At 52.7% G+C, this 21,509-nt stretch carries 25 protein-coding genes and 2 pseudogenes; 4 read left to right on the top strand and 23 right to left on the bottom strand.

What is annotated here, in order from left to right; all coding sequences use genetic code 11:
* Positions 1-107 precede the first annotated feature (107 nt).
* From H8705_RS11625 to H8705_RS11610, 4 genes and pseudogenes are all read right to left on the bottom strand, one after another.
* Positions 108-641, bottom strand: a pseudogene (locus H8705_RS11625) (type IV secretory system conjugative DNA transfer family protein); the annotation flags it as partial.
* Entirely contained in the window at positions 638-1,111 is a 474-nt protein-coding gene (locus tag H8705_RS11620) for a PcfB family protein (protein WP_002604484.1), read from the bottom strand. The gene H8705_RS11620 and the pseudogene H8705_RS11625, both read right to left, overlap by 4 nt.
* A gap of 36 nt (positions 1,112-1,147) precedes the next feature.
* Positions 1,148-2,092 (bottom strand): DUF6017 domain-containing protein, encoded by a 945-nt coding sequence (locus tag H8705_RS11615; protein WP_002604485.1) that lies wholly within the window; start codon positions 2,090-2,092, stop codon positions 1,148-1,150.
* A gap of 128 nt (positions 2,093-2,220) precedes the next feature.
* A complete protein-coding gene (locus tag H8705_RS11610) occupies positions 2,221-2,439 on the bottom strand; it encodes a hypothetical protein (protein WP_002604486.1) in 219 nt (72 codons plus the stop codon).
* A 179-nt stretch (positions 2,440-2,618) separates the two neighbouring features.
* Between H8705_RS11610 and H8705_RS11605 the strand changes: the two are divergent.
* Positions 2,619-4,052: pseudogene (locus tag H8705_RS11605) on the top strand (recombinase family protein); the annotation flags it as partial.
* 77 nt (positions 4,053-4,129) lie between these two features.
* Here H8705_RS11605 and H8705_RS11600 read toward each other — a convergent pair.
* From H8705_RS11600 to H8705_RS11520, 17 genes are all read right to left on the bottom strand, one after another.
* Positions 4,130-4,540: a prepilin peptidase gene (locus H8705_RS11600; protein ID WP_262395944.1), complete on the bottom strand. Its 411-nt coding sequence runs from the start codon at positions 4,538-4,540 to the stop codon at positions 4,130-4,132.
* Positions 4,540-4,794 (bottom strand): DUF6133 family protein, encoded by a 255-nt coding sequence (locus H8705_RS11595; protein WP_087295637.1) that lies wholly within the window; start codon positions 4,792-4,794, stop codon positions 4,540-4,542. The genes H8705_RS11600 and H8705_RS11595 overlap by 1 nt, the downstream gene beginning before the upstream one ends.
* Positions 4,795-4,939: 145 nt before the next feature.
* A complete protein-coding gene (locus tag H8705_RS11590) occupies positions 4,940-5,446 on the bottom strand; it encodes a YodL domain-containing protein (RefSeq protein WP_087295639.1) in 507 nt (168 codons plus the stop codon).
* 80 nt (positions 5,447-5,526) lie between these two features.
* Positions 5,527-5,886 carry a SpoVG family protein gene (locus H8705_RS11585; RefSeq protein WP_087295641.1) on the bottom strand — a complete coding sequence of 120 codons (360 nt, stop codon included), beginning with the start codon at positions 5,884-5,886 and terminating at the stop codon, positions 5,527-5,529.
* An 18-nt stretch (positions 5,887-5,904) separates the two neighbouring features.
* Entirely contained in the window at positions 5,905-6,630 is a 726-nt protein-coding gene (locus tag H8705_RS11580; RefSeq protein WP_262395943.1) for a DUF3849 domain-containing protein, read from the bottom strand.
* A complete protein-coding gene (locus tag H8705_RS11575; RefSeq protein ID WP_262395942.1) occupies positions 6,623-7,048 on the bottom strand; it encodes a hypothetical protein in 426 nt (141 codons plus the stop codon). Before H8705_RS11575 ends, H8705_RS11580 begins: the two co-directional genes overlap by 8 nt.
* Positions 7,049-7,050: 2 nt before the next feature.
* Positions 7,051-8,037, bottom strand: a complete 987-nt coding sequence (locus H8705_RS11570; RefSeq protein ID WP_262395941.1) for a DNA adenine methylase — start codon at positions 8,035-8,037, stop codon at positions 7,051-7,053.
* The gene (locus H8705_RS11565; protein ID WP_262395940.1) at positions 8,034-8,378 is read right to left on the bottom strand and encodes a hypothetical protein; all 345 of its coding nucleotides are present in this window, start codon (positions 8,376-8,378) and stop codon (positions 8,034-8,036) included. Before H8705_RS11565 ends, H8705_RS11570 begins: the two co-directional genes overlap by 4 nt.
* Before the next feature lie 153 nt (positions 8,379-8,531).
* Positions 8,532-9,566, bottom strand: a complete 1,035-nt coding sequence (locus H8705_RS11560) for a hypothetical protein (RefSeq protein WP_262395939.1) — start codon at positions 9,564-9,566, stop codon at positions 8,532-8,534.
* Positions 9,563-10,735: an antirestriction protein ArdA gene (locus H8705_RS11555; protein WP_392392095.1), complete on the bottom strand. Its 1,173-nt coding sequence runs from the start codon at positions 10,733-10,735 to the stop codon at positions 9,563-9,565. Before H8705_RS11555 ends, H8705_RS11560 begins: the two co-directional genes overlap by 4 nt.
* Position 10,736: 1 nt before the next feature.
* Complete coding sequence (locus tag H8705_RS11550) at positions 10,737-11,831, bottom strand: DUF4314 domain-containing protein (protein WP_262395936.1); 1,095 nt, start codon at positions 11,829-11,831, stop codon at positions 10,737-10,739.
* Positions 11,832-12,884, bottom strand: a complete 1,053-nt coding sequence (locus H8705_RS11545; RefSeq protein ID WP_262395934.1) for a hypothetical protein — start codon at positions 12,882-12,884, stop codon at positions 11,832-11,834.
* A gap of 160 nt (positions 12,885-13,044) precedes the next feature.
* Positions 13,045-14,241, bottom strand: a complete 1,197-nt coding sequence (locus H8705_RS11540; RefSeq protein WP_262395932.1) for an antirestriction protein ArdA — start codon at positions 14,239-14,241, stop codon at positions 13,045-13,047.
* A gap of 3 nt (positions 14,242-14,244) precedes the next feature.
* Positions 14,245-14,934, bottom strand: coding sequence for a hypothetical protein (locus H8705_RS11535; RefSeq protein ID WP_262395931.1), 690 nt, complete (start codon positions 14,932-14,934; stop codon positions 14,245-14,247).
* A 73-nt stretch (positions 14,935-15,007) separates the two neighbouring features.
* A complete protein-coding gene (locus tag H8705_RS11530) occupies positions 15,008-15,682 on the bottom strand; it encodes a hypothetical protein (RefSeq protein ID WP_262395930.1) in 675 nt (224 codons plus the stop codon).
* 436 nt (positions 15,683-16,118) lie between these two features.
* Positions 16,119-16,553: a hypothetical protein gene (locus H8705_RS11525; RefSeq protein ID WP_262395929.1), complete on the bottom strand. Its 435-nt coding sequence runs from the start codon at positions 16,551-16,553 to the stop codon at positions 16,119-16,121.
* A 4-nt stretch (positions 16,554-16,557) separates the two neighbouring features.
* Positions 16,558-17,046: a DUF1273 domain-containing protein gene (locus H8705_RS11520; protein ID WP_262395928.1), complete on the bottom strand. Its 489-nt coding sequence runs from the start codon at positions 17,044-17,046 to the stop codon at positions 16,558-16,560.
* A 128-nt stretch (positions 17,047-17,174) separates the two neighbouring features.
* Between H8705_RS11520 and H8705_RS11515 the strand changes: the two genes are divergently transcribed.
* From H8705_RS11515 to H8705_RS11505, 3 genes are all read left to right on the top strand, one after another.
* On the top strand, positions 17,175-17,489 hold the full coding sequence (locus tag H8705_RS11515; protein ID WP_262395927.1) for a helix-turn-helix domain-containing protein: 315 nt from the start codon (positions 17,175-17,177) through the stop codon (positions 17,487-17,489).
* 174 nt (positions 17,490-17,663) lie between these two features.
* Positions 17,664-18,866: a recombinase family protein gene (locus H8705_RS11510; protein ID WP_262395926.1), complete on the top strand. Its 1,203-nt coding sequence runs from the start codon at positions 17,664-17,666 to the stop codon at positions 18,864-18,866.
* 6 nt (positions 18,867-18,872) lie between these two features.
* On the top strand, positions 18,873-19,358 hold the full coding sequence (locus H8705_RS11505) for a hypothetical protein (protein ID WP_262395925.1): 486 nt from the start codon (positions 18,873-18,875) through the stop codon (positions 19,356-19,358).
* Positions 19,359-19,408: 50 nt separating this feature from the next.
* On the opposite strand, the gene H8705_RS11500 is transcribed toward H8705_RS11505, so the two are convergent.
* Both H8705_RS11500 and H8705_RS11495 read right to left on the bottom strand, forming a co-directional pair.
* Positions 19,409-19,951, bottom strand: coding sequence for a hypothetical protein (locus H8705_RS11500; protein ID WP_262395924.1), 543 nt, complete (start codon positions 19,949-19,951; stop codon positions 19,409-19,411).
* Complete coding sequence (locus H8705_RS11495) at positions 19,951-21,492, bottom strand: hypothetical protein (RefSeq protein WP_392392092.1); 1,542 nt, start codon at positions 21,490-21,492, stop codon at positions 19,951-19,953. The genes H8705_RS11500 and H8705_RS11495 overlap by 1 nt, the downstream gene beginning before the upstream one ends.
* Positions 21,493-21,509: the final 17 nt, after the last annotated feature.

The raw sequence follows: 21,509 nt of genomic DNA, 5'->3' as shown, positions 1-21,509 counted from the left end.
CATGGGAAAGACGCTCGTACAGGGCTGTGATTTTTCCCTTGTCCGGCTGTTTCTTCATGGGGTGTAACCTCCTTTCTTGAGGGTGCGCGCTCCCTTTATCCTTATTGTAAATTACCATTCGGGTCGGTTAAGACGTAAGAGGAATGAAGCTGCATTAGATTAGGTTTGACAAAAAATCTTGTTTTTCCGCTGCCGCTGCCGCCGATCACGACGACGTTCTTATTTCTCGCGTACTTCGGCTGCTTCGGGCGGCTGTTCATGGTAAGCCGTTCCGTCTGCGTCAAAATGATGTTGTTTTGGAAATCCGGGTCTATGTAGGGCTTTATATCTTCGGCGTTTCCCCATCGGGCAGAGCCGTACTCCGCGCCCTTGCGGTATTTCTTCGCGTTTTTCCCTTTGACATAGACTATCAAGCGGATAATCACCGCACCGACAATGCCGACAAGCAAATCCAACGGGTAAACGCTCGGCAAGGCGTTTTCAAAGGCTGCGGAAAATCCTTGTGTGATATTCAGTATCTTTGCAGAAATATCCGCGCCGGGGGCAAGCCGCACCGCCTGTCCGACTTTATCAAAGAGATAGACAAAGAACACATAGGGGATATTCGGAAGTATCAGCTTTTTGTAGTTGATCTGCTTCATATCTCGCGCCCCCTGTCCATTTTCTTTACCTTGTCGCGGGCGGCGTTAAGCTGCTTCGCCTTGTCCTTTGCAGCGGCAAGGGCTTTGCGGATAGAGGGCTTTTTCTCCCGGTTCAGCTTCTTTGCGGAAAACTCTTGAAACGCTGCGGTCATAACGTCCGCGTCCCGGCCTTTGAAAAACACAAGGTAACGGGTCTGCTCGCCCTTAACCTTTTTTAGCGAAAAATCTATGTTGTATTTCTTCGCCGTACTCTCAAAGGCTTTAATATTGCTGTCGGTGATCTCGATGTTGGAAACACCCGCGTTCTGCTTCATAAGCTGCCGCATGGTCTGTTTCCCATGCGCGGGTTTGCTTTTCTGCTCCAAAAACTTTTGGATTGCTTTCTGTAACGCCTGTTCGGTAAGCCGCGCCGCGCCTTTTCCCACTTTGACGTATAGGGCAATCGTTTTTTGGGTTACTTCCTCCTGCAAGGTATCAACTCCTTTCCCGGTAAAGTGCGGCTATGCTCATTCGCCGCCGTATAAGTCGTGATTGACAAGGGCGGTATAGTAGCTGTCAATGGTACTCGGCGCGTTGAACAGCACCGCTTTTAGATACTGCTTGATGTTGCGCACTTTGGTTGTGTTCTCCCTCATGCAATCCAAAACAAACTCAATATGGCTGCTGTTCAGCTTCAAAAACTTGGATTTCACCAATTCGGCGGGGTAGTCGTCCCCGGCAATACGGATTGTCTTTCGGGCTGTGCAGACGGTTTCCAGCATAAGGTCAACAATCTCGTCCAAACGGTCTTTGTCAATTTTGCAGTTTTGAATGAGATGGTCGTATTCGATATTGTCCTTGATAATCTCCCTGTAAATCTCTACTGCGCTATTGCTTTTCGCTTCCGTTCTTTTCCTTTCCGGCGGCGTAGCCGCTTCGCCATGCGCAAAGGGCAAGGGGTTTAGGGAATGGAAAGGAATGGAATCGGTACTTGATAAATCAGTAATTGATTGTTCTTTACTTAATATATCTTTATTTAATTGCGTTGGATTTTCCAACGTAGGTTTTTCCTGCGTAGGTTTTTCCAACGTTGGATTATCCAATGTTGGATTTTCCAATGTAGGTAAATCCAATATAGGCGGCTGTCCGCCGCTGGTAGCTGCTTCCGGCTCTCGCGGCTGCGGCTGCTCGTATATGACGTAATCTGCGCCCCGCAAGCGTCCCTTTTCGTCGCGCTCCCGGCTGCGCACGATATATCCGGCTTTTTCGAGTTCCTTTACCGCTTCGCGGATTGCGTCGATCTTCTCCCGGTTGATATGGGATAAGCCCGCAAGGGTATAATCCCAATCTTCGGGCAGCGAAAGCATTTGCGACAACAAGCCCTTTGCCTTTAAGGACAATTCCTTGTTTCGCAAGTGGTGGTTGCTCATAACGGTATATCCCGTATTTCGCTCCACTCTGAAAACTGCCATATTTCCTCACTTCCTCTCTTGGTATGCGTGGACAATTAGAAAGCCGTTTTCGGCTGTTTTGGTATTGCAATATGCCCTTTGCCGTTTTCGCGTCTGCAAAGCCGCATGGTACAAGGGCTTTTGCCCGTCTATTTGTCCATGCTGGCGTGCGTTTTCCGCGTCCTTTTGCCGGGGCAATAGGGACACTCTTTGAAAACGCAAAACTCATATTTCCACCCGGGGCGGTAGAAACGGCAAGTGCCGCAATCTTCATCATCTCCGGCACAACCGGATTGATAGCGGTCAAATCCCGGCTTCTGCTGCATGAGCAATTCAAACGCCCGCTGCTTGCCCTTTGTGAAATACATTCCGGCTGCACCTCCTTTCCTGCGGGCATAAAAAAACGGCGTTACTTTCTCCCCCAAAGGGGTTAAGGTAACGCCGTTTGTGTGCGTATTCAGTTTTTAACACATTCCCTGTCTATCCGCTGTCCGCAAAACCATTGATTTTATTAGCTTTTTGCCGCTATCGCTATCACACCTCATTATTTCAAAGGCCCGGTTTTCAAGCCATGCTTGCAGACATTGAAGCCGGGAAAGTAGGTACGGTCATTGTCAAGGACATGAGCCGGTTAGGGCGAAACTACTTGCAGGTGGGATTTTACACGGAAATGCTGTTCCCCCAAAAGGGCGTGCGGTTTATCGCTGTCAACGACAATGTGGACAGTGCAAACGGCGGCATGGACAACGATTTTACCCCTCTGCGAAATCTGTTCAACGAATGGCTGGTGAGAGATACGAGCAAGAAAATCAAGGCAGTTAAGAGAGCAAAAGGCATGAGCGGCAAGCCCGTTACCAGCAAGCCGGTGTATGGCTACCTCATGGACGAGGACGAGAACTATATCGTTGACGAGGAAACCGCGCCGGTAGTCCGGCAGATATACCAGCTTTGCCTTGCCGGGAACGGCCCGACCAAGATTGCCCGTATGCTTACGGAGCAGCAAATCCCCACGCCGGGGACGCTGGAATACCGCAGGACGGGCAGCACCCGCCGCTACCACCCCGGCTATGAGTGTAAATGGGCTACAAACACGGTTGTCCACCTGTTGGAAAACCGGGAGTACACCGGCTGTCTGGTAAACTTCAAGACGGAGAAGCCCTCTTACAAGACCAAGCATAGCGTAGAGAACCCCATTGAGAAGCAGGCCATTTTCCCGAACCACCATGAGCCGATTATCGACACGGAAACATGGGAGCGCGTGCAGGAGTTACGCAAGCAGCGCAAACGCCCGAACCGCTATGACGAGGTGGGGCTGTTCTCCGGTATGCTGTTCTGCGCCGACTGCGGCCATGTGATGTACCAGCAGCGGTATCAGAACAAGAACCGCAAGCAGGACTGTTACATCTGCGGCAGCTACAAGAAGCGCACCCGCGACTGTACGGCGCACTTTATCCGCACCGACCTGTTGACCGCCGGTGTCCTCTCCAATCTCCGGCAAGTGACCGAATACGCCGCCAAGCATGAGAGCCGCTTTGTGAAGCTGCTTATCCAGCAGAACGAGATCGGCGGCAAGAGAAAGACCGCCGCAGCCACCAAGCAGCTTGAACAGGCGCAGGAACGCATTTCTGAAATCAGCCGCATTATCAAGCGGCTGTATGAGGACAATGTAAACGGCAAAATCAGCGATGAGCGTTTCATGGAACTGTCGGCTGACTACGAAGCCGAGCAAGCGGAGCTGAAAAAGAGAGCCGCCGCCCTGCAAGCCGAACTGGACAAGTCACAGGCAGCTACCGTCAACGCCGAGAAATTTATGGGCATTGTCCGCAAGCACCTTGCCTTTGAAGAACTGACCCCCACTCTCTTGCGGGAAATGATCGAGAAAATTGTGGTGCATGAGTGCAGCTATGATGAGAACGGCACCCGCAGGCAGGACATTGAGATTTATTACAGCTTTGTCGGCAAGATTGACTTGCCCGAATAACCGCCCGACCTATCCGACACAATGGCCAAGTGTCGGATAGGAACGGCAAAATTTTTTGCACTTCTATTGCTTCTTTATCACACATAAGCAAAATATGCGGGGATGAAAGCCACCGCGAAATACGGAACCAGCGGCTGTTTTGCCGATGCGCCCTCCCGCAGTGCTGGAATCACCCGCATGGCAAAGGAAGTGAAAAGGAGCGCAGCAGCCATAAAACACAAGCCTGTAATTACCCGGTCAACTCCCAGAACAAATCCTACGGCGGCGGCTAACCGCCAATCGCCGCCCCCCATCAGGCCGAGACCTGCACAGAGGTAGAATGGGGCCATTGCCAGCAGTGCCCCCAAAAGGGAGGCGGGGCTGATGGTGATCAGCCCCGCCAAAGCGATTGCGATGCAGACGATATCATGGACCTTTCTGGTTCTCAGGTCGTCCACGGCAGCATAAACAAGCCCGCCGCAGAAGACCAGTGCCTGTACCCAGAGCATCAGCCTGCGTAGTTGAACATCTCCTGAATCCGCTGGGTGACGGTGGGCATGACGGTGTCGTTCAGCACAGCATACAGACCGGCCAGCACCAGGGCGCCCAGAACGACGGCGATCAGCACCTTGACAGCGGTATCGATGTAGCCCTCGCCGGCGTTGTTGCTGACAGCACGGCTGTGGAAAGCGGCGATGGAAGACTTGCAGTTGGCGGCGGTAGTCTTGGCGGTGTTGGCGATGTTCTTAAACAGCTTCTTCATAAAATAAATTCCTCCTATAAGTAAATGGATTTTGAATGTTAGTGGATGATTTGATGATGCAGGTTCGGTCTCAGGCTTCCTAATGCGGGAGGGCTGCGACCTCGCCCTGGCAAAGCAAAAGCCGGACGATTGCCCATCGTCCGGCCTACATGGTCATTTCGATACATTCTGTCTGCTCCTGACTTTGGTTGAACTGGATGGGGCGGAAGCCCACCCGGTCGCAGTAATAAAACTCGCTGCCGGAAGCGTCGTACAGCTCCACCACATCGGACAGCGCCATTCGGTATCCCTGGTATCCGGGAGGAGGACTATCCCTGCAGATGGCATAGATCCGCTCCAGATCATTGGTTCCCAGATCGCCATCGAATACCTGCGTGTAGTTTTCTGCGTCCGGTTCTCCGAACTTTTTGACCAGATCCTCATATCCGATGAAACGCATGGTGACATCCACATCTTTTCGGAGCTGCCAGATGCGGCAGCCTTTCTGCGGCTGGCCCAGCTCCTCACCGGGTACCTCACCGGCAGTCAGGCGGTCAAATACGCCCTCCTCCCACTGGGGAGCCAGGTTCATTCTGGCCAGATAACGGGACAGCTCATCGGTCTGGAACATTTCGTCCACAACGGCGGTGCTGTCTTTTACATAGCCCACCATATTGCCATAGAAGATCAGGCGGTTTTGGTTGTCTACTGTGAAACGAATCAGGGTGCATCACCTCCTTCCGGACAGCCGGGTTACATCTGCTGGCTCATGGCCTGCTCAGGAGCGTCGCTTTTCTGCTCCTGCTGCTCCTGGAGCTTCTGCTCGTAAGCGTCGTTGACTGCCTCCACCAGTGCGGTCCGGGCCTCGGCGGTGATGGCGTGGAAGGTGTCGTTGTATTTGGTTTCGCCATTCTTCTTGTAGGACTCCTGGGGCATGGAGATGAAGCGCCCCTTGTCGGACTCAATGACCCGGATGCCGTGGACGGCAAAGGCGCCGCCGATGGTGGCACTGGCATAGGCTTTGGTCTTGAAATCCCCATCCACCAGGCGGTCGATTCGTGCTTCCACCTGGGGCGTGGGGATTTCCTGCTGCTTTTTCTTCGGTGTTGCCATGTGACGGATCTCCTTTCTTTACATGGATGGATGACTCATTTCGGGAGCGGCGGGAGCTTCCTGCCGGAGCTGCTCCAGACGCTCTCTGGCCCAGTCGGGGAGATGTTCCTCCCGGAGAATGCCGATGAAGTCGCTGCGATTCCAGCGTGTCTGCTCTCCATCGCCAAGGCAGGTGGCGTATACCGCTCTGCCTGCGGCAGTGGGTACGCAGCCAAAGCCGCCGGTGGCCAGCCAGAGCTGATTTTCCGGCGCCCAGTAGGACTCCTTCAGCGTGAACGGACTCATGACCAGCACCTTGCCTTCCAGCTCTTGTCCGGTCATATCGTCGCAGTGGGAGCCGTTGAACAGCTTCAGCTCTGCCTGCGCTTCCCGGAAGGCGTTGACGAAGCCGTCCAGCACAGCGGGGTGACTCTCCACCGCAAACTCGTAATTGCGGTCGCTGGGAGGAATGAAGGTGGATGCGGCCCATGTTTTGTTTTGAGGGCTGAATCGTCCATCATACTGCTTTTGCTGAAGTGTGGCGGACAACACCCACCCCACACGCTTGAATCCAAACTTGTCGATGACGCTTCTGGCGCATTCACGGTCCAGGTGCATCCCGTCAAAATCTCTGCGAATGGCCTCCTCGATGGCCTGCTTGCAAGCAATGTTCTCCAAGTGGCTTGCCCGCCAGAGCGCCACCTCGTTTTGCCGTTTGGCCTCGGAGAAGGAACTGAGGTAGAGGTAGGCGTGATCCTTAGTCATTCGCCTTCTCACGCTCCGTGACCATTTTCACAAACTCCGGGTCCCACTTGACCTTACGGTCTTCGGAGACGATCACAACGGCACCCTCCATGCTGAACACCTGCAGATCATCCTGAAGGATGCCGGCATCCGCAAAAGCCTCGATGGGTACGCCGATCACGTCGCTGTCACTCTCGCCATCGTTTGCCTCCGGCTCATCCACTGTGGTCATCATGTCCACCGTCAGGCTGTTGACCAGACGCATCAGCGTCATCATCAGCGCAGCTTTCTCCACCGGCATCATCTCCGGCTTGAGCAGGACGATGGCGTTTTCCAGAGTGTGCATCTCCAGCGTTTCCTCCTGCTCGAGACCGCTCAAGGTCAGGGCGGCGGGCTGGATGACGGCCTTGCCGTCGTTGGTGTACTTGATAAATGTCATGTTCATTCCTCCATTTTCTGTCTGAGTTCTCTTGTGGGTTCATGGATCAGGGTGTATTTTCCTTCCTCCTCGTCTGCGGCAGACAGGTTGAAAAGGTTGAGTTGCCAATGCCTTGCGGAATCGTGGAGGCGAGGGTCATAATTGGTGATGACGATCTCCTCATATTCGCTTCCGGCCTTCTGAGACATACTGTTGGGGCGAGTGGTGTAGAAGATATAAAATTCCTTGTACAGCTCCACGATGAATGGGCAGTAGTTGTAGGACACCATGACATATCCCTTACACTCCAGCAGAGCGTCGTGGAGACGCTGATGATCTTCCTTGGGAAACACCGCCGCATAGCAGTCCTCTGCATCGTAGTAGGGCGGATCGAAATAAAGAAATGCGTCTGGCCGGTCATACTGGTGGACGATTTCTACGCAGTCCTTGTTTTCGATGACGACATCTGCCAGCCTGCGGGAGCACTCCCAAATCAGATAGAAGAAACGGCGGATATCGCAGGATTTTCCGGCAAAGGACTTAGCGCCGCCACTGAAGCTGTATCGGATCAGCTTGAAAAAGTCGGCAGCGCGCCGCACATCACCGCGAGGCGCTCGTTCCAGCATCATTCTCTGGATGGTCTCGGCGTCCGGAAACTCCAGATACCGCTCCGTCAGCTCCAGCTCCTCTTTCAGATAGTCATCGGTGAATTCCTCTTTGGAGAAGAACTTATACAGCACATTGAAATCGTCGCGTGTATTCAGCGGCAGAAAACCCAACTCCAGCAGAAGCGCCATGGTCCTGTTTTTGACACAGCAGAACAGGTTGGTCAGGTCACTGTTGAAGTCGTTGTAGACCTCCATACATCCCGGCTGGATGGGGCGGCTCAGGGTCACTGTGCCGCTGCCGCCGAACACATCAATAAACCGGGAATACCGCGAGGGAGACAGCTTTCGGATCAGCCACAGCAGCTTGCTTTTACCGCCCACCCAGGGGATGAAGCTTTTCAAGCGGTATCACCGCCCTCCAGCGGAAGGGATATCTGTCCGCTGTCGATGGATTGCTCCAGCGCCTTGGTGAGACCGCGTTCCGCATGGGCGATCTTCTTGATGCGGCTCCGAAGCTGCCGGATGGTTCTCTGCAGTTCTTCCTCAGTACCGGCGTAGTAATAGCCGGAGTCAGAACTGCAGATGGGGATGCCATCTCCACGCAGGCTGTTAATCAACCGGCGCAGGTCGGGGCCTCGGATATGGAAAGCCGCCTCCAGCTCCCGGCTGGATATGACACTTTGCGCTCCCTTGTGATAGGTCTTCAGGTACTCGGCGATGGGGTTATCCGTTTTCGTGGTCATGCGGGCTCCTTTCCGGGGCTGTTACCCGAAAAGAGCGCAAAAAAATCAGGGGCCGTTTGTCCCGATTCGGGTAACGGCCCCTGTGGCGTTCAGGCTATTTCATTTTTTATTTCATCACCTCCGTCCCGGCGGCAACTGATCTGTGGGGGCTTCTCACATGGACATGGTCGGCTCCATATCCGGCTGACTGTACTCATAGACCAGCTCTGTGCCGTTCCAGGATACGAAACCATGCTCAGCGGCGGATAAACCCATGTTCTTCATCCGCTGATTGGCATAACCCTCCGCATCGAAGCAGGAGGCGAGCAGTTCATCCTTGGGGTAGACACCGTCGTGTTTCGCCAGTGTTTTGCCGTAGTCCTCCAGCTCCATATCGCGGGGCATGAAGTGATAGCAGTGGAGGTTCTGTGCCAGATCCAGGGCGTAATCCAGACGGTGGCAGTCCTCCAGCTCCATAACAGCCTGCCATTTATCCAGCCACCGGGGTTCGCCCTGACCCTGCTCACCCCACGCATAGCCGAAGTCGATGGCATGACGGACAAGTTCCGCTGCGGAGGCATACTGGGAGAGGATGTTCTCCAGCTGCGGGAGGCAGCAGTCCACATCCACGGCGATACACTCAGTCAAAGAGTCTACCTCCAGTGCATCCAGCGCCAAGAGAAGTTCGTCCGGGTGTGCGGTATCCATATACTCGCCGGTGTCCGGGAATCCAACCCACACGCCTTCCGTATTGGAGCGGCTTGCCAGCTTGACCCGGATGCCGTAGTCACCTTTGTCGGGGTTCAGCGTCGGGTCGCCGTCCAGGAACGGATCGATCAGAGAGGCGACCTTGATGAAGTGCCCATTGCAGAAGGTGTTCCCACCTTTCTGACGGTAAGCTGCCCCCACTTTCTCCGGGTCAAGGAATGCACGTGCCTGGGAGGAGGGGCGCTGGATCTGCTCCATGACGAATTTGCCAAGTCGGGCATCGTCTCCTGCACCGTAGAACAGGTCGTAGTGATCCAGCTGATTGGCAATCAGCATCACATCGGCAGTCATTTGAGGGCGCTCGATCTGCATTGCCCCACGGAACAAGAGGCTTTCTTTTACCGTCATGTTTTCAAACCGCCGTTCCAGCCAGTCGTGCTGGGATTTGGTCATCTCAAAGCCATCCAGCAGGTCGAAGAGTTCAGACTGTTGAGCGTTCACTGCATCATCTCCATTCCACTACGCTCAGACGGGGGTTCCTGGGCTTGGAGCAGCTCGTTGCCATCTCTACGCTGTACCAGTCCATAGGGAGTCAGCACAGCATTGTTGGCGGCCATGACATCCAGACCATAGTTGTAGAGACTGACATGCTTCTTCAGAATCGAGAGGGATTGCTCGTCCACAATGAGCCGAAGCTCCTCGGATGCAACCTCCTCGGGATTTCTCTGGTCAGGCTCGAACAAGTAGTCATCCAGGTTCTCGGAGATCTGAATAGCGGTTCCGACATCGTGGCAGTCCGTCGCAAGGATGACCGCCTTCAGTTTGGAAAGCTCTCCGCTGTTTTCACGGCATTTGAGGTGCTTTGCCAGCTCGTTAAGCTCCTGGATATCGTCACAGTCCATACTCTCCAGAAGCTCCGGGACAGCGCCATCCTCTGCCCAGAAGACCACCTCACGCCAGGACGGCGCTTCACACATCTCCAGCACATGATCCAACGCCTCCTGAGTTGCGGGGAGGTTCAGATATACTTGCTTTTCCGGCAGGCCATCGGAGTCCATGGGGGGGCCTCCGGCCAGCAGGCGAATGCCATATTCCGGCACTTCGGGAATCAAGGCCAGGCTGTCATATACCTGCTTCAGCTCGGTGTGCTGCGTGACATATCCGTTGCTTGCAAAGATGCCGCCCTCCTCAAATCGGGCTTTTCTGCCGAGCATTTCAAAGTCCAGATACTCAAAGATGGAGTCGGGGACTTTTTCAAGGGCGGGGATGAAATCATTCTCGGCGTAGAATCTGCCCAGCTGCTCATCCGTTGAGGCGTTGACCACGTGGCAGCAGTCTGTGCTGTAGGCCAGGTCGATCATGGTGGCAACGCTGATGGGACCGTATTTCTTGGCCACCTCCATGTTGAACAGCCCTTCGAATGCGGTTCTCTCTCTGCCATTCATTTGGCCCAGGAAGGTCGCCAAAGCATTGAGCTGATAGAGATCGCATTCATGGGCCAGATGGACATGGAGGAACGGAAAGCTGTGGTGTTCAAGGAATCCCCATCTCGGCTTATCGCCGGGAGCCATCTGGAGCTTGTCCAGCGCATCCAGAAGGCTGTAGTAGGCAGCGGGGAGTTCCAGCTCACAGCAACGGTCCTTATTTCCGGACAGCTCCACGCGAAACACCTTATCCAAGGGTCATCCCTCCCATCGTCGTTCCGTACTCCATATCCTTCGCCTCGTCCTGGGGACAAGGCTCACTCATTTCGCCGGAACTCCTCTCCCCGCCGAACCTGCTGTGCTGGGCTTCGGCGGGGGCCCCGGTTTGTACATAGTCTTCCTGGTACTTGGCGGGGTCAGCGCCGGGGACATCCCAGCCACACATGCTGCCCACCTCCATGGCCTGCCGCTGCCACATATTCACACCCAGCTGTTCGTTCAGCTGGTCAGCCAGTTCTACATTTTTCTCCTTGTCCCCAGTATTCCACTGGGACGGATAGTAGCCGGTTTCACCTCTCTTGATGCAGATGAGTTCGCCGGTGGATTGCAGCGTGGAGAAGCACATCTCCGGCAGACCTTCCGCAAGTTTTGGGGAGAAGCACTCGTCCTCGGTCTGGATGCTCCAATCGTCGAAGTTCCACAGATGGACATACAGCTCGTCATCACCAATGCAGATGTCCCGCTGCTCAAAGCCTTCGCCCCAGCCATCCGATGCCTGTCCGGAGATGTACTCTTTCAGGTTGGTCAGCTCCTCCGGGGTAAGGGTCCCTGCAACACGGCATTCAGCCACACCCCAGAGCTGGCCGTTTCGATCCTCGACCGTGAACACGGCGGACTGGACTTTCCGGTTGACGCTGTCATCTCCGCTGTACCAGTGCATCAGGCCGCGCTCAGTTTCCTCCGGCATACGATTTTTGATCATGGCACTGAGAATGTCCCCCTCATAGCCACGCAGCATTTTGCCATCCAGCAGGGTGCTTTCATCCTCCATCTCACCGTACTCGTTGCGGGTATAGAGGTCCGCTGTCAGGGGCATATACAGCTTCAGAGTAGTGAGTTCCGGCGGGATCACGGAGAAGCTGTCCTCCCCGATAATCAGGGCGAGGCCGCTGCCATTGTCCCACTTCATGTGGAACTGGCCAATATCGTCGATGTATTTCAGGGTACCTGTGCTGCCGGGGGGCAGCGGGGCATAAGGGTCTTTCATCTCTCTGAGCTTGATTCTGGTTCCTGCCGGATACTGCTCCCGCAGGAAGTTCAGCCATTCCTTGGATACCGCCATTTACATTCCTCCCATATTCATGCCCTGGTTGGGCGGCTCCAGCTCCTGCCGGAGACAATCTACCGCCGCCAGAATTTCAGGATCATTTTGAAAGCTGTTCATCTTCTGATAGTCCTCGAAGAGCCTCTGCTCACCATCCTGTGTGTGAACAAGGTCTACCGTGGCAATGCCATCCTTCGTGACGCCAATGCGCTTTTCAGGCCGGTCGCTGGAACTGTAAATCCGAATGGCATCCGACAAGGTAAGATTCCGATGGAACTGCTCCTCCTGGGTATTGCAGTCGGTGATGACAAACCAGCTATAGCTGTGCGGAAGCGACGGGTCAGCCGCATCCCGCAACGCTTTCATGCCCTTTTCTGTCAGTCCGTAGCTACATTCCCGACGAGGGTTTGCTTCGCCAGCGCAGTCCAGCAGGATGTCGTCCACAGCCTTGCGGATGGCGGGGTCATCCGTCAGCGTTTCGCAGCGGAATCCGGTGGTGGCCATATAGGGTAATTCTTCCCGAATGGCCGCCAGATATGTTTCTCCATCCAGATACTCCATCTGCTCGCCGCTGGCGAATGTCACTCGGCCAATCGGTTTGTTCTGATGGGACATCTGCTGCTGACGCAGGTCGTAGCAGTAGAGATATCCTTGGTAATCGCCGGGGGACGGGGTGCAGCGCAGGCAGTAGCGGTAATGCTTTGTTTCTGCAATGTAGCCGTAACTCCGGCCGTCCTGCGTAATTGCTCCGCCGTTCCGATGACAGTATGCGCTCATCGCGGTCAGATCCTTCAAAGGACCATCGGCACGAAGGGCATCCACCACTTCCTGAAGGTCGTCCTTAAATTCTCCGGTGTTGAATTGATCTTCGTTATGAGGCCACCAGGTGTGGAAAAATTCTTTTCCCCCGGAGCCGAAATCCATGCGGAGATGTCCAACCGTACCCAGCGCCTCATCCAGCGCCTGGTCCGGCTCCGAATAAAAGAGACCCGCCTCCTCACGAGAAGCGGGCCTGAAATGGCTGAACTGTTTATGATGTTCCAAAAACTCGGCAATCGTTTTGTTGCTCATTTTCTCACTCCCTTCGTGCTGGTATAGCTACACAACATATCACTACTCAGCGGAAATAGCTATGGCCAAAAGGCGTTTTTCCGGAAAAGTGGAGGTAGCTCGCGACAGCCGCTCCCACCGCAGCCACAGATGCCAGTGTGATCACGATTCTCTTTTTCACTTACATTCCTCCCATCTGCAATCCATATTCCGCTCCGTGCGCTTCTGCCGGATCGTCTGCCATCAATTCCTCCAGACTCACCGTACCCTGGTAGGCGATATAGCCGCGGTTGGTGAACATACCGGACTCCTGATCCATGTGCTGCAGGCCGTATCTTTCGTAGTCATAGAACTCGTCCAGATTGGGGTCGTACTCAAAATGGCCGGATTCTTGGATCATGTATTTTCCGTATTCGGCAGGGGTATGAGCGCCGGGAGCAAACTCAAAGAGATCCAGGTTCTCGGCCAGGTGACGGATCTGACTGGCACACTCCGGTCCGGCTATGCTCACAGCAGCACCCAGTTTGATGCAGTCATCATGGGAGAGTTTACCCACGGCCTGCGCCAGATCGTTAAGTTCATAGATGTCTTCACAGCGAAAGTCCAGTGCCACATCCACTTCCTCCGGGAACATGCTGTCACCCATGCGGAAACATATATCCTTGGGATCGACAATGCCGCTGCGCTGTATGGCACGCTCGATCTGTCCTTTGGATGCGGGGAGGTATATCCAGGTGACATTTTTGGTATTCTCCGGTTCCTGCCGGGAAACCAATCCCACCATGATCATATCCGCTTCATAGTGGTAGCCGGGGAGATGCTTTCCATCGTAGAGCTGCGAGAGCTGCATACCGTTGTCATAAACCACGCCGTAGCGTGTGACGGTACCTTCGCTGCCTTCAATCAGAAGAATTGCCGTTTCCTCACCATCCAGATGTTCCAACTCCTCGGTGCTGGCACATCCACCGTGGGTATTCAGATAGTGGCTGCGGCCAATGGCTGCCAGGTCAGAAAAATCCGTAATAACCGTTGCCTGCTGGCAGCAGAAGGTCAGGTTGATCAGATCCTTCATACTGGTGAGATCCAGCTTTTCGGCCATGGCCTGGAATTGTGCGTACTCACCGACATCGAAGCTCTCCAGCCGCTTAGCCAGATAATCCAGCTCGTCCAGATTGACCTGCATCCCCTCCAGACGATAAAATACCGGCCACCCTTTGCAGATCTCATTGACATGGCAGTCGGAGGCAACAACACTTCCAATTTCAAGTGCATTCACCAGCTCTATGCAGTGGTCGTATTGTTCCCTGGGGATGGGAAGCGGAATAGTCGCTTCTCCGAACTCCGGATGGTCCGAATTGCTTAAAACTGCTTCCATCATGCTTTAGGAATCACCCTTTCTTTCTAAATTTGAAATCGCATTACCGTACTTGGCCAGAAGCAGAGCGCAGATAATCAGTTGGAACGCCTCATCTGTGACCAGTTCACGGGATGCGAGATCAGCAATGGTAATGTTTTGGCTGCCGATGGAAATAGCCTTCGCTGCCTGATAAACGCTGTAAAGCTCCGGCTGGATGCCGGCGAGCCGGACGGAGTCAAAATCGAAGCCATTATCTTCAACTTTCCAGATTACCCTGCGCCAGATATCATCGTAGGCTGTCAGGAGAAACAGCGCTGCCTGGTTGCGTTGCGACAATCGGTGGTAGCGTGTTCGCCAGTGCATCCATCGTCTGCGGTGTTCGTCAGTACGAAAGAACTGCAGAGACTGCTGGTACAGAAGCTGTGCCAGTCGCCTCCACAGACTCATCTTCGGCTTACTGTTGAGACAGTCCCGGAGCAATTCCTCAAGGCTGAGAGCCCCGGTTTCAATCCGTTCCTCCAGACAAATGCACTGGTCCAGAGGGCAGAGGTTCCTGCGAGAGTAATTCATGCAGTATTCACAGTCCACATCCTTGGCCTGATACCGGAATCCGGAGCGGCGCAGGCTGTGGCCTCTTGGCTTAAAATAAGGCGGGGTCATCATCATCTGCTCCATCTGGTACAAGGGGGTATCTCTCATAAAGTGGCGCGTCATGGGTAGTGATCTCCTTTCGGTGAAATAAAAAAAGCGCCGGAGTCTTGCTTCTAAAACTCCAGCGCTCGGTGTATTACATTGTCAGCTCCTGGCTTTGAGAATCCGTAGAGTGTTGCTCTTGCTCATTGATGTGATCCAGGATATTGGGCATTCCGCTCAGGATCTGTTCCTGAACGCCTTTGATGCATTGTTCCTGGTCATAGGTCAAATCGAATCCGGCGTCCAGGGTATCAGCACAGCAGCGGTAAATTTCAGTAAGCTGTGCCTCATTGAATACCTGCTGTTTCGAGATGAGACCGGACCGGGTGGCGAAGTCCTGCTTGGCGCCCGAATAGTTTTCCTGAAAGTAGCGTCCGTAGTTAAGACCTGTGCGGTCAAAGTTCCAGTCCCAGGTAACAAAGTGGACACCATATTGGGTCGGATGTCCGGCCAGAACCGTTCCGTTGAAATCAGCCAGCACCCTGAAATCTCCCGACAGCCCCTGAGCCTTCAGCGGGGGAGCCTGCTCCATCAAGGTCATGTACTCCTGCACCATGCAGGCCAGATTGGTGGCCCGCTCACAGGCCTGGTCCCGTTCCGGAGTGGCCACATCCTCCTGCCAGTAGCGAACCCCTCCACCCTCGGTGATTCGGCAGAGAGGACGGCCGTCCCATTCCACCGGGAGGAGGTCATCCTGCTCCGGCTGTGTGGTGAAGCCTTCTCGGCCAAGCACCGTGCAAAGTTCTCGGAAAAATTGTTGTCTATCCATCTTGTTTTACCTCCTGAATCTTAGCGCCCTTTTTGAAATGGTCTGAAAATGAAAAAGGGCGCCAATCGATTGGCCCATCACGACCAACAAATTGACGCCCCAAACTTTGTGTATTCTACTGGCAGAAAAATAGCGCCCTTTTTGAAAAATGCTGCTTCAAAAAGGGCACCACATGGTTTTGATTTTGCCAACCTCTGAGCAGATGGGGGTTCGAGTCCCACCAGTTAGGGGGAAACAGTGGTTGGCATCTATGGAATCATCGGTGAATTTTCGAGGGGAAAAAGCCCGGAAACAGTTGATGCCGTAGGCTTCTGGCCTACGGCATCTATACTGTTTTGCTTTTATGAAAGTAGAGACCAATTCTGATACGAAATGCACACCCCTCGGATAAATCGTTAAAAGGTGTGCCTTTCGTTAAAAGGTGCAACGCTCATTTTTACGGAGCAACGACTCTGCCGTTCCGAACCACGGCATGAGTAAAGAAGTCCAAAGAGATCGTAATGTCCCAACCGAAGATGTCCTTAAAGAAAGAGGACTGGTCAGCCATTCCGATAACTCTGTTAATATCCCGCAGGCCACCACAGCAGTTAAAGGAATAGTCCACGCTGATATTGTCAAAGTGACGCTCAATTTTGGTGTCCAGTTCGTACAGTTCAGAAACCTCTATAGCCGCCCGGATAAAATCCTCACTGGCCTTGATGCGTTCAGGCATAAGGACATAAGTGGTGTTTTCCTGTATTTTCTGCATTATCTCATCAAAAGAAGGAGTCGGTTCTTCTGGCTCGTCCGCCATCTCCATTTCTATCTGTTTCATTTCCTCCATCGAATCGATGCGAGGATATTTCTTTTCATAAATGATTTCTACACTCATATGCTCACCCCTCGATGCGGACAACAGGTACACCGACCTTCACCGCATAATCTATTGTGTTTTTAGTTCCGCTCTTTTCTCCATTGAATACTGCAATGACCCTGGCTGCGTGGTTAACCATCCATTCGTTTCTGATCTGAAAGCAGGCTCGGCTGTAGCCATCACAGACATATTTCACGAAGTCGGCGGATGCCAGTATCTCTTTGTACTGTCCTTGCCATTCTTGGCTCCAGCCACGCTCGAAGCCGTCATAGGGGCAGGCACACATCAGTTTGACATCGTAACCCTCATCACGAAGCATCAGCACGATTTGTGCTGCCCAGATATCTACGCCCCTTGCCATACCCGTAATAAAGACATTCAGTCCGTCAGCAACTGCCTGACGGATTCCTTTTTCCAGATCCTTTTTGATAGCTCTGTCCGGGCGTGTCAGCTTCTCCGAGCGGTGTCCCGTGAAGCATACTCGGTGCATTCGTTTTTCGGCTTCGGTCATATAAGTCCCCTCCGTGCTTCCTGCCTTACTAACATTACATCATACTACATACCTATTTTCGTTTCAACTCGTATGTATTTTATCTCTCACCTTGGAAGTAAAATAGATATGAGAAAGGTGGTGATGCTATGGATACGCACGCTCGTCTCCAGCAGTTATTGCGGGAACGCGGATGGACGGAGTACAAACTTTCAAAAGAGTGCGGTTTGGCACAGTCCACTATCGGAAACATCTTCAGAAGAAATACAGTCCCTTCCGTTGCGACCCTTGAGACGATATGCAGAGGATTCGGCATCACTATGTCACAGTTCTTCGCCGATACCGACATGGTCGAACTGACCCCGGATATGAAGGAACTGTTTGACTGTTGGGTCTGCCTTACACCGAGCCAGAAATCCGCAGCCATCCAAATGCTCAAAGCCATGAGCCATGACAACGAATAGTAGGAAGCCTTCGGGCTTCTTATTTTTTGCCCAGAATACATACGGACTGAAATGCAAATATCGCTCAAATATGATGCTTTTGCACTATAATTAAAGGGCGCCGGCTCCGTGCTGCCGTAGCCTGTGGATTTCTTGCCACAGTTACAATTCTGCAGCGGGAGGAGGTGAACCCGTATGAAAATAACCAAGAAACAACCACTTCGACCGCGTGGGCGTAGTGATGAGAAAAGGCAGTCTACCAAAGATGCGATTCGTGAGGCGTATGCTAACGATCCTCAGAAGGAGGTGCAGATAATACCGGCAAAAAAGGATCTGGTCACAGATGCGGAAAAGAAAAAACTCCGCGTCTGCGCCTATTGCCGTGTAAGTACCGAAGAGGACAACCAGGCAAGCAGTTATGAGTTGCAGGTGCAGAACTACACGAAAATGATTCAAGAGAATCCAGAGTGGGAGTTTGCAGGCATCTTTGCGGACGAGGGCATTTCCGGCACTTCGGTTCTGCATCGTGAGCATTTTCTTGAAATGATAGAGAAATGCAAGGCCGGTGAAATCGATCTGATTATCACCAAGCAGGTCAGCCGTTTTGCCCGTAATGTCCTGGACAGTCTGAACTACATCTTTATGCTCCGCAAACTCGACCCTCCTGTGGGCGTGTACTTTGAAACGGAAAAGCTGAACACTCTGGATCGGAGCAGCGATATGGTCATCACCGTATTGAGCCTTGTAGCCCAGAGCGAATCCGAGCAGAAGTCCAACAGCCTGAAATGGTCATTCAAACGCCGCCGAGCCCAGGGCTTGGGCATTTACCCTAACTGGTCTCTCCTCGGCTACAAAGGCCATGATTGGGAGATTGATGAGGACGAAGCCGATGTGGTACGAACCATCTACAGTCTTTATCTGGAGGGCTATTCCTCCACCCAGATTGCAGACTTGCTGACAAAGAGCGGCATTCTGACTGTAAAGGGTCTATCGACATGGAGTTCCGGCAGCGTCCTCGGCATTCTCCGCAACGAGAAGTATTGCGGTGATGCCCTGTGTCAAAAAACAGTAACGGTAGATTTCTTTACACACAAGAGCGTCAAAAACAACGGACTGGAAACGCAGTATTTCATTGAGGGTCATCACGAACCCATCATTGAAAAGAGCGACTGGCTGTTGGTACAGCAAATCCGCAAAGAACGGCGATATACCAGAAGGCAAACCAGGAAGTGCAAACCACGGATTGTGGTCAAAGGCCCCCTGGCGGGCTTCATCATTGCCGACCCCAAATGGGAACCAGAAGATGTGGACAGCATTATGGAAAAGCTGTCCCTACCGACCGAAATCGTCACTTCACCTGTGTTGGAGGACGAAAATTTTATGATTGAAAAGAAGTAACCTACTATGTCTATTTTGGAAAAATTCACTGTCATCGACCTCATCAAGACCCGTTCCGCTTCCGTTGCCACCATCACCGGCAATGTCCTGAAGTTCAACAACCAGACCGCTGCCGAACTGCACTTCGCTCCGTACATCCAGGTGCTGATCAACCCGAAGGACAAGCAGTTCGCCATCCGCGGCTGCAAGGAGGATGCGCCGAACGCAGTGCCGTTCTCCAAGCCGGAGGGTGAGCAGAAATACCAGATTAAGATTAGTGCCGCCGCTGTGGTAGATATGATCCGCAAGATGGCAAACTGGTCTGCCGAGGATAACTGGAATATCCCCGGCATTTATTTTGCCGAGGATGATGCGCTCGTTTACGATGTGGGTGCTGCTTACAGACCGTCTCCGAAGGGTGGTTGGACGGTTAAGCGTCAGAAGGAAGAAGCGGCTGCGGCAGCTCTTGCCGGAAATCCCGTGGCGGATGGTGCAGAGGAGGTTGATGAATAAATAAAAGATGCCGGACTGACACCTTCAAAATGTCAGTCCGGCATTTGTTGTTAGACATATATCCATCTGTCACCATCCCAATATGGCTGCTCTTGATGGCGGGATTCATGAAGGTCATCGAACAGATTAAAAGCAACGGTTCTTGCAGTATCGAAGTCGGTGATTTTCCTTCCGTGGTACTCCCATTGCTGTTGTCCTTTATAAATGATACCCCATCCCGGCCCAAACTTGCTCTTCATAATGGTGATATAGTCGCCTTTATAACGCAGCGTGTAGTTGCCAGTTTCGGGTTTGCGATACCACTCTTGCTTCATGAAGTTTTTTCTACGGTTAACACGGTTCTTTAGATTCCGTTCTCGATCCTGTGGCGTCACATAATCACAGAGCATTTTCGAGGCACAGTCACAGCCGACCCGTATTTCCCCGTCATAATTAGGGTGCTTCAATAAATGGACATATCGGATTTTCTCTTTGCCGCACATCTCGCATTGTTCATACGGAATTGGATCACCGGGATAAACATCCTCTCCCAAATCCTCCATACCAACATATTGCCAGCCCTTGTGTGGAATATCAGCTTTATCCCAACGCATCAGTCTGTCACCTCCGGCGGGTCGAAATCGTTGTCCGTACATTTGTGGATGATATGCTTTGTGCGGTCAAGCGGCAGAGGGACATCCTCCTCTGCAAAATACTCCACCTTCACAACTTCCGCTGCGGAGTGGTGGTTATCCTTGCCAACGGGTACAATCACATAATCGCCAACGGAAATATTGTCCTCATCAGCAATGTAGTAATAGCTTTTGTAGCCCTCGTCAAATTCCACGCTACAGTAAATGTAATCGGTTCTGCGGCGCTTGACCTTCTCGTAGACCGCAGGATCGAGTATTTCACCCATTCCGTAGAAACGCATAAACTGCCATACGGAGTCGGCAAAATCGCCCCAGAACTCTGGAAGAGCCTTCTTATCGTATGTTCCCTGGATAACACGCTGTGGTCCTTTCGTAAAGTCCACGGTGATAGTGTAATCCTTTGTTTCAAACGGGTTGCTAACCACATCATCGGGGTTGCCTTCGATCTCACCGAACAGGTCATAGGCATCAATGTCATCAAGGAGCCCCTCAACACCGCCCTGGACATAGTATTTTCTGGACACTACGCATCCACTACCGATGTTCTGAATATGCTCCAAGGTTTCGCTTTCACGATCAAGCACCAACCTCTCGGTGTAATCCCAGGTCATATATTCGGCTGTTTCGGAGATCGGTTGCTTTGGCTTAATCTTGGTGATTCGGCGATAATCAATGGTGACACGGTCAACTCTGTCCAGCTTGTTATTGCCGTCAAATACATAGAGGTCATCCATTTCGAGCGCCTCACGCACCATATCCGACAGGTCAACGCCGTCCACCTCAAAGTCCGCAATCAGCGAACCACGGTACTTATAAACCTCGCCATCGGTGTTGGTGATTTCCATCTCCCATTCGCCAATGTCGGTAGCGAAAACCTCGATGTACTCGATGCTGAAATATTGTGCGATGCTGTTCAGCACCCTGGCAGCGGTATCTTTATCAATTTTATAAATCTTGCTTCTGGATTTTTCGTGTCCGTCAAAGCCAGAGCCAAAGTTGTATGCCGAGAACCACACGCGCCCATCGGCGTTGATGGTGATATGCTGTTCGACCTCGTCATCTGGTTCAGGCGGCGGGCCATAGCAGATGTTATTGGAAACGATGCGCACCTTCTGCGGAGTGCCGTCGAATCGCTTTAACTGACATTCGGCCAGTTCCCCCAGACGGGACAATGCTATCGTAAACCACGCACGGTTCTGCGTTTCCAGGATTTCCTCGCCGGAATATGCCCAATGATTGAAATAGCGCCACCGAGAATAAATCGCCGAGCCGAGCAACGGAATGTCGGTCACCTGACCGATGATACGCTCCAAAGCCTCGCTGTTGCTTGCAGCATCACCGTACTTCTCAGTAAAGGCATGACCGCAGTCCATTACGAAGCCAAGAGCCTCGCAGTCATCGGCCATATAGTGATCTACCAGTTCGAGGTAGTTGATTTTCTTGTTTCTGAATTTGTCAAACCACTTGACGGCAAATTCGTGGATTTGCTTCATATCTGCCACTGCGGTTCACCTCCCGT

Origin of the sequence: Youxingia wuxianensis (genome assembly GCF_014385085.1) — a bacterium.
GTDB lineage: Bacteria > Bacillota > Clostridia > Oscillospirales > Ruminococcaceae > Youxingia > Youxingia wuxianensis.
Note: the sequence above shows the minus strand (reverse complement) of the source record. Positions and strands in the feature narration are given on the sequence as shown.

What these genes read in the sequence shown, in the direction of transcription:
- H8705_RS11615 (WP_002604485.1), bottom strand. Translation starts at nt 2,092, where the DNA reads ATGGCAGTTTTCAGAGTGGAGCGAAATACGGGATATACCGTTATGAGC.
- H8705_RS11610 (WP_002604486.1), bottom strand. Translation starts at nt 2,439, where the DNA reads ATGTATTTCACAAAGGGCAAGCAGCGGGCGTTTGAATTGCTCATGCAG.
- H8705_RS11600 (WP_262395944.1), bottom strand. Translation starts at nt 4,540, where the DNA reads ATGCTCTGGGTACAGGCACTGGTCTTCTGCGGCGGGCTTGTTTATGCT.
- H8705_RS11595 (WP_087295637.1), bottom strand. Translation starts at nt 4,794, where the DNA reads ATGAAGAAGCTGTTTAAGAACATCGCCAACACCGCCAAGACTACCGCC.
- H8705_RS11590 (WP_087295639.1), bottom strand. Translation starts at nt 5,446, where the DNA reads ATGGTGGGCTATGTAAAAGACAGCACCGCCGTTGTGGACGAAATGTTC.
- H8705_RS11585 (WP_087295641.1), bottom strand. Translation starts at nt 5,886, where the DNA reads ATGGCAACACCGAAGAAAAAGCAGCAGGAAATCCCCACGCCCCAGGTG.
- H8705_RS11580 (WP_262395943.1), bottom strand. Translation starts at nt 6,630, where the DNA reads ATGACTAAGGATCACGCCTACCTCTACCTCAGTTCCTTCTCCGAGGCC.
- H8705_RS11575 (WP_262395942.1), bottom strand. Translation starts at nt 7,048, where the DNA reads ATGACATTTATCAAGTACACCAACGACGGCAAGGCCGTCATCCAGCCC.
- H8705_RS11565 (WP_262395940.1), bottom strand. Translation starts at nt 8,378, where the DNA reads ATGACCACGAAAACGGATAACCCCATCGCCGAGTACCTGAAGACCTAT.
- H8705_RS11550 (WP_262395936.1), bottom strand. Translation starts at nt 11,831, where the DNA reads ATGGCGGTATCCAAGGAATGGCTGAACTTCCTGCGGGAGCAGTATCCG.
- H8705_RS11545 (WP_262395934.1), bottom strand. Translation starts at nt 12,884, where the DNA reads ATGAGCAACAAAACGATTGCCGAGTTTTTGGAACATCATAAACAGTTC.
- H8705_RS11540 (WP_262395932.1), bottom strand. Translation starts at nt 14,241, where the DNA reads ATGATGGAAGCAGTTTTAAGCAATTCGGACCATCCGGAGTTCGGAGAA.
- H8705_RS11535 (WP_262395931.1), bottom strand. Translation starts at nt 14,934, where the DNA reads ATGACGCGCCACTTTATGAGAGATACCCCCTTGTACCAGATGGAGCAG.
- H8705_RS11530 (WP_262395930.1), bottom strand. Translation starts at nt 15,682, where the DNA reads ATGGATAGACAACAATTTTTCCGAGAACTTTGCACGGTGCTTGGCCGA.
- H8705_RS11525 (WP_262395929.1), bottom strand. Translation starts at nt 16,553, where the DNA reads ATGAGTGTAGAAATCATTTATGAAAAGAAATATCCTCGCATCGATTCG.
- H8705_RS11520 (WP_262395928.1), bottom strand. Translation starts at nt 17,046, where the DNA reads ATGACCGAAGCCGAAAAACGAATGCACCGAGTATGCTTCACGGGACAC.
- H8705_RS11515 (WP_262395927.1), top strand. Translation starts at nt 17,175, where the DNA reads ATGGATACGCACGCTCGTCTCCAGCAGTTATTGCGGGAACGCGGATGG.
- H8705_RS11510 (WP_262395926.1), top strand. Translation starts at nt 17,664, where the DNA reads ATGAAAATAACCAAGAAACAACCACTTCGACCGCGTGGGCGTAGTGAT.
- H8705_RS11505 (WP_262395925.1), top strand. Translation starts at nt 18,873, where the DNA reads ATGTCTATTTTGGAAAAATTCACTGTCATCGACCTCATCAAGACCCGT.
- H8705_RS11500 (WP_262395924.1), bottom strand. Translation starts at nt 19,951, where the DNA reads ATGCGTTGGGATAAAGCTGATATTCCACACAAGGGCTGGCAATATGTT.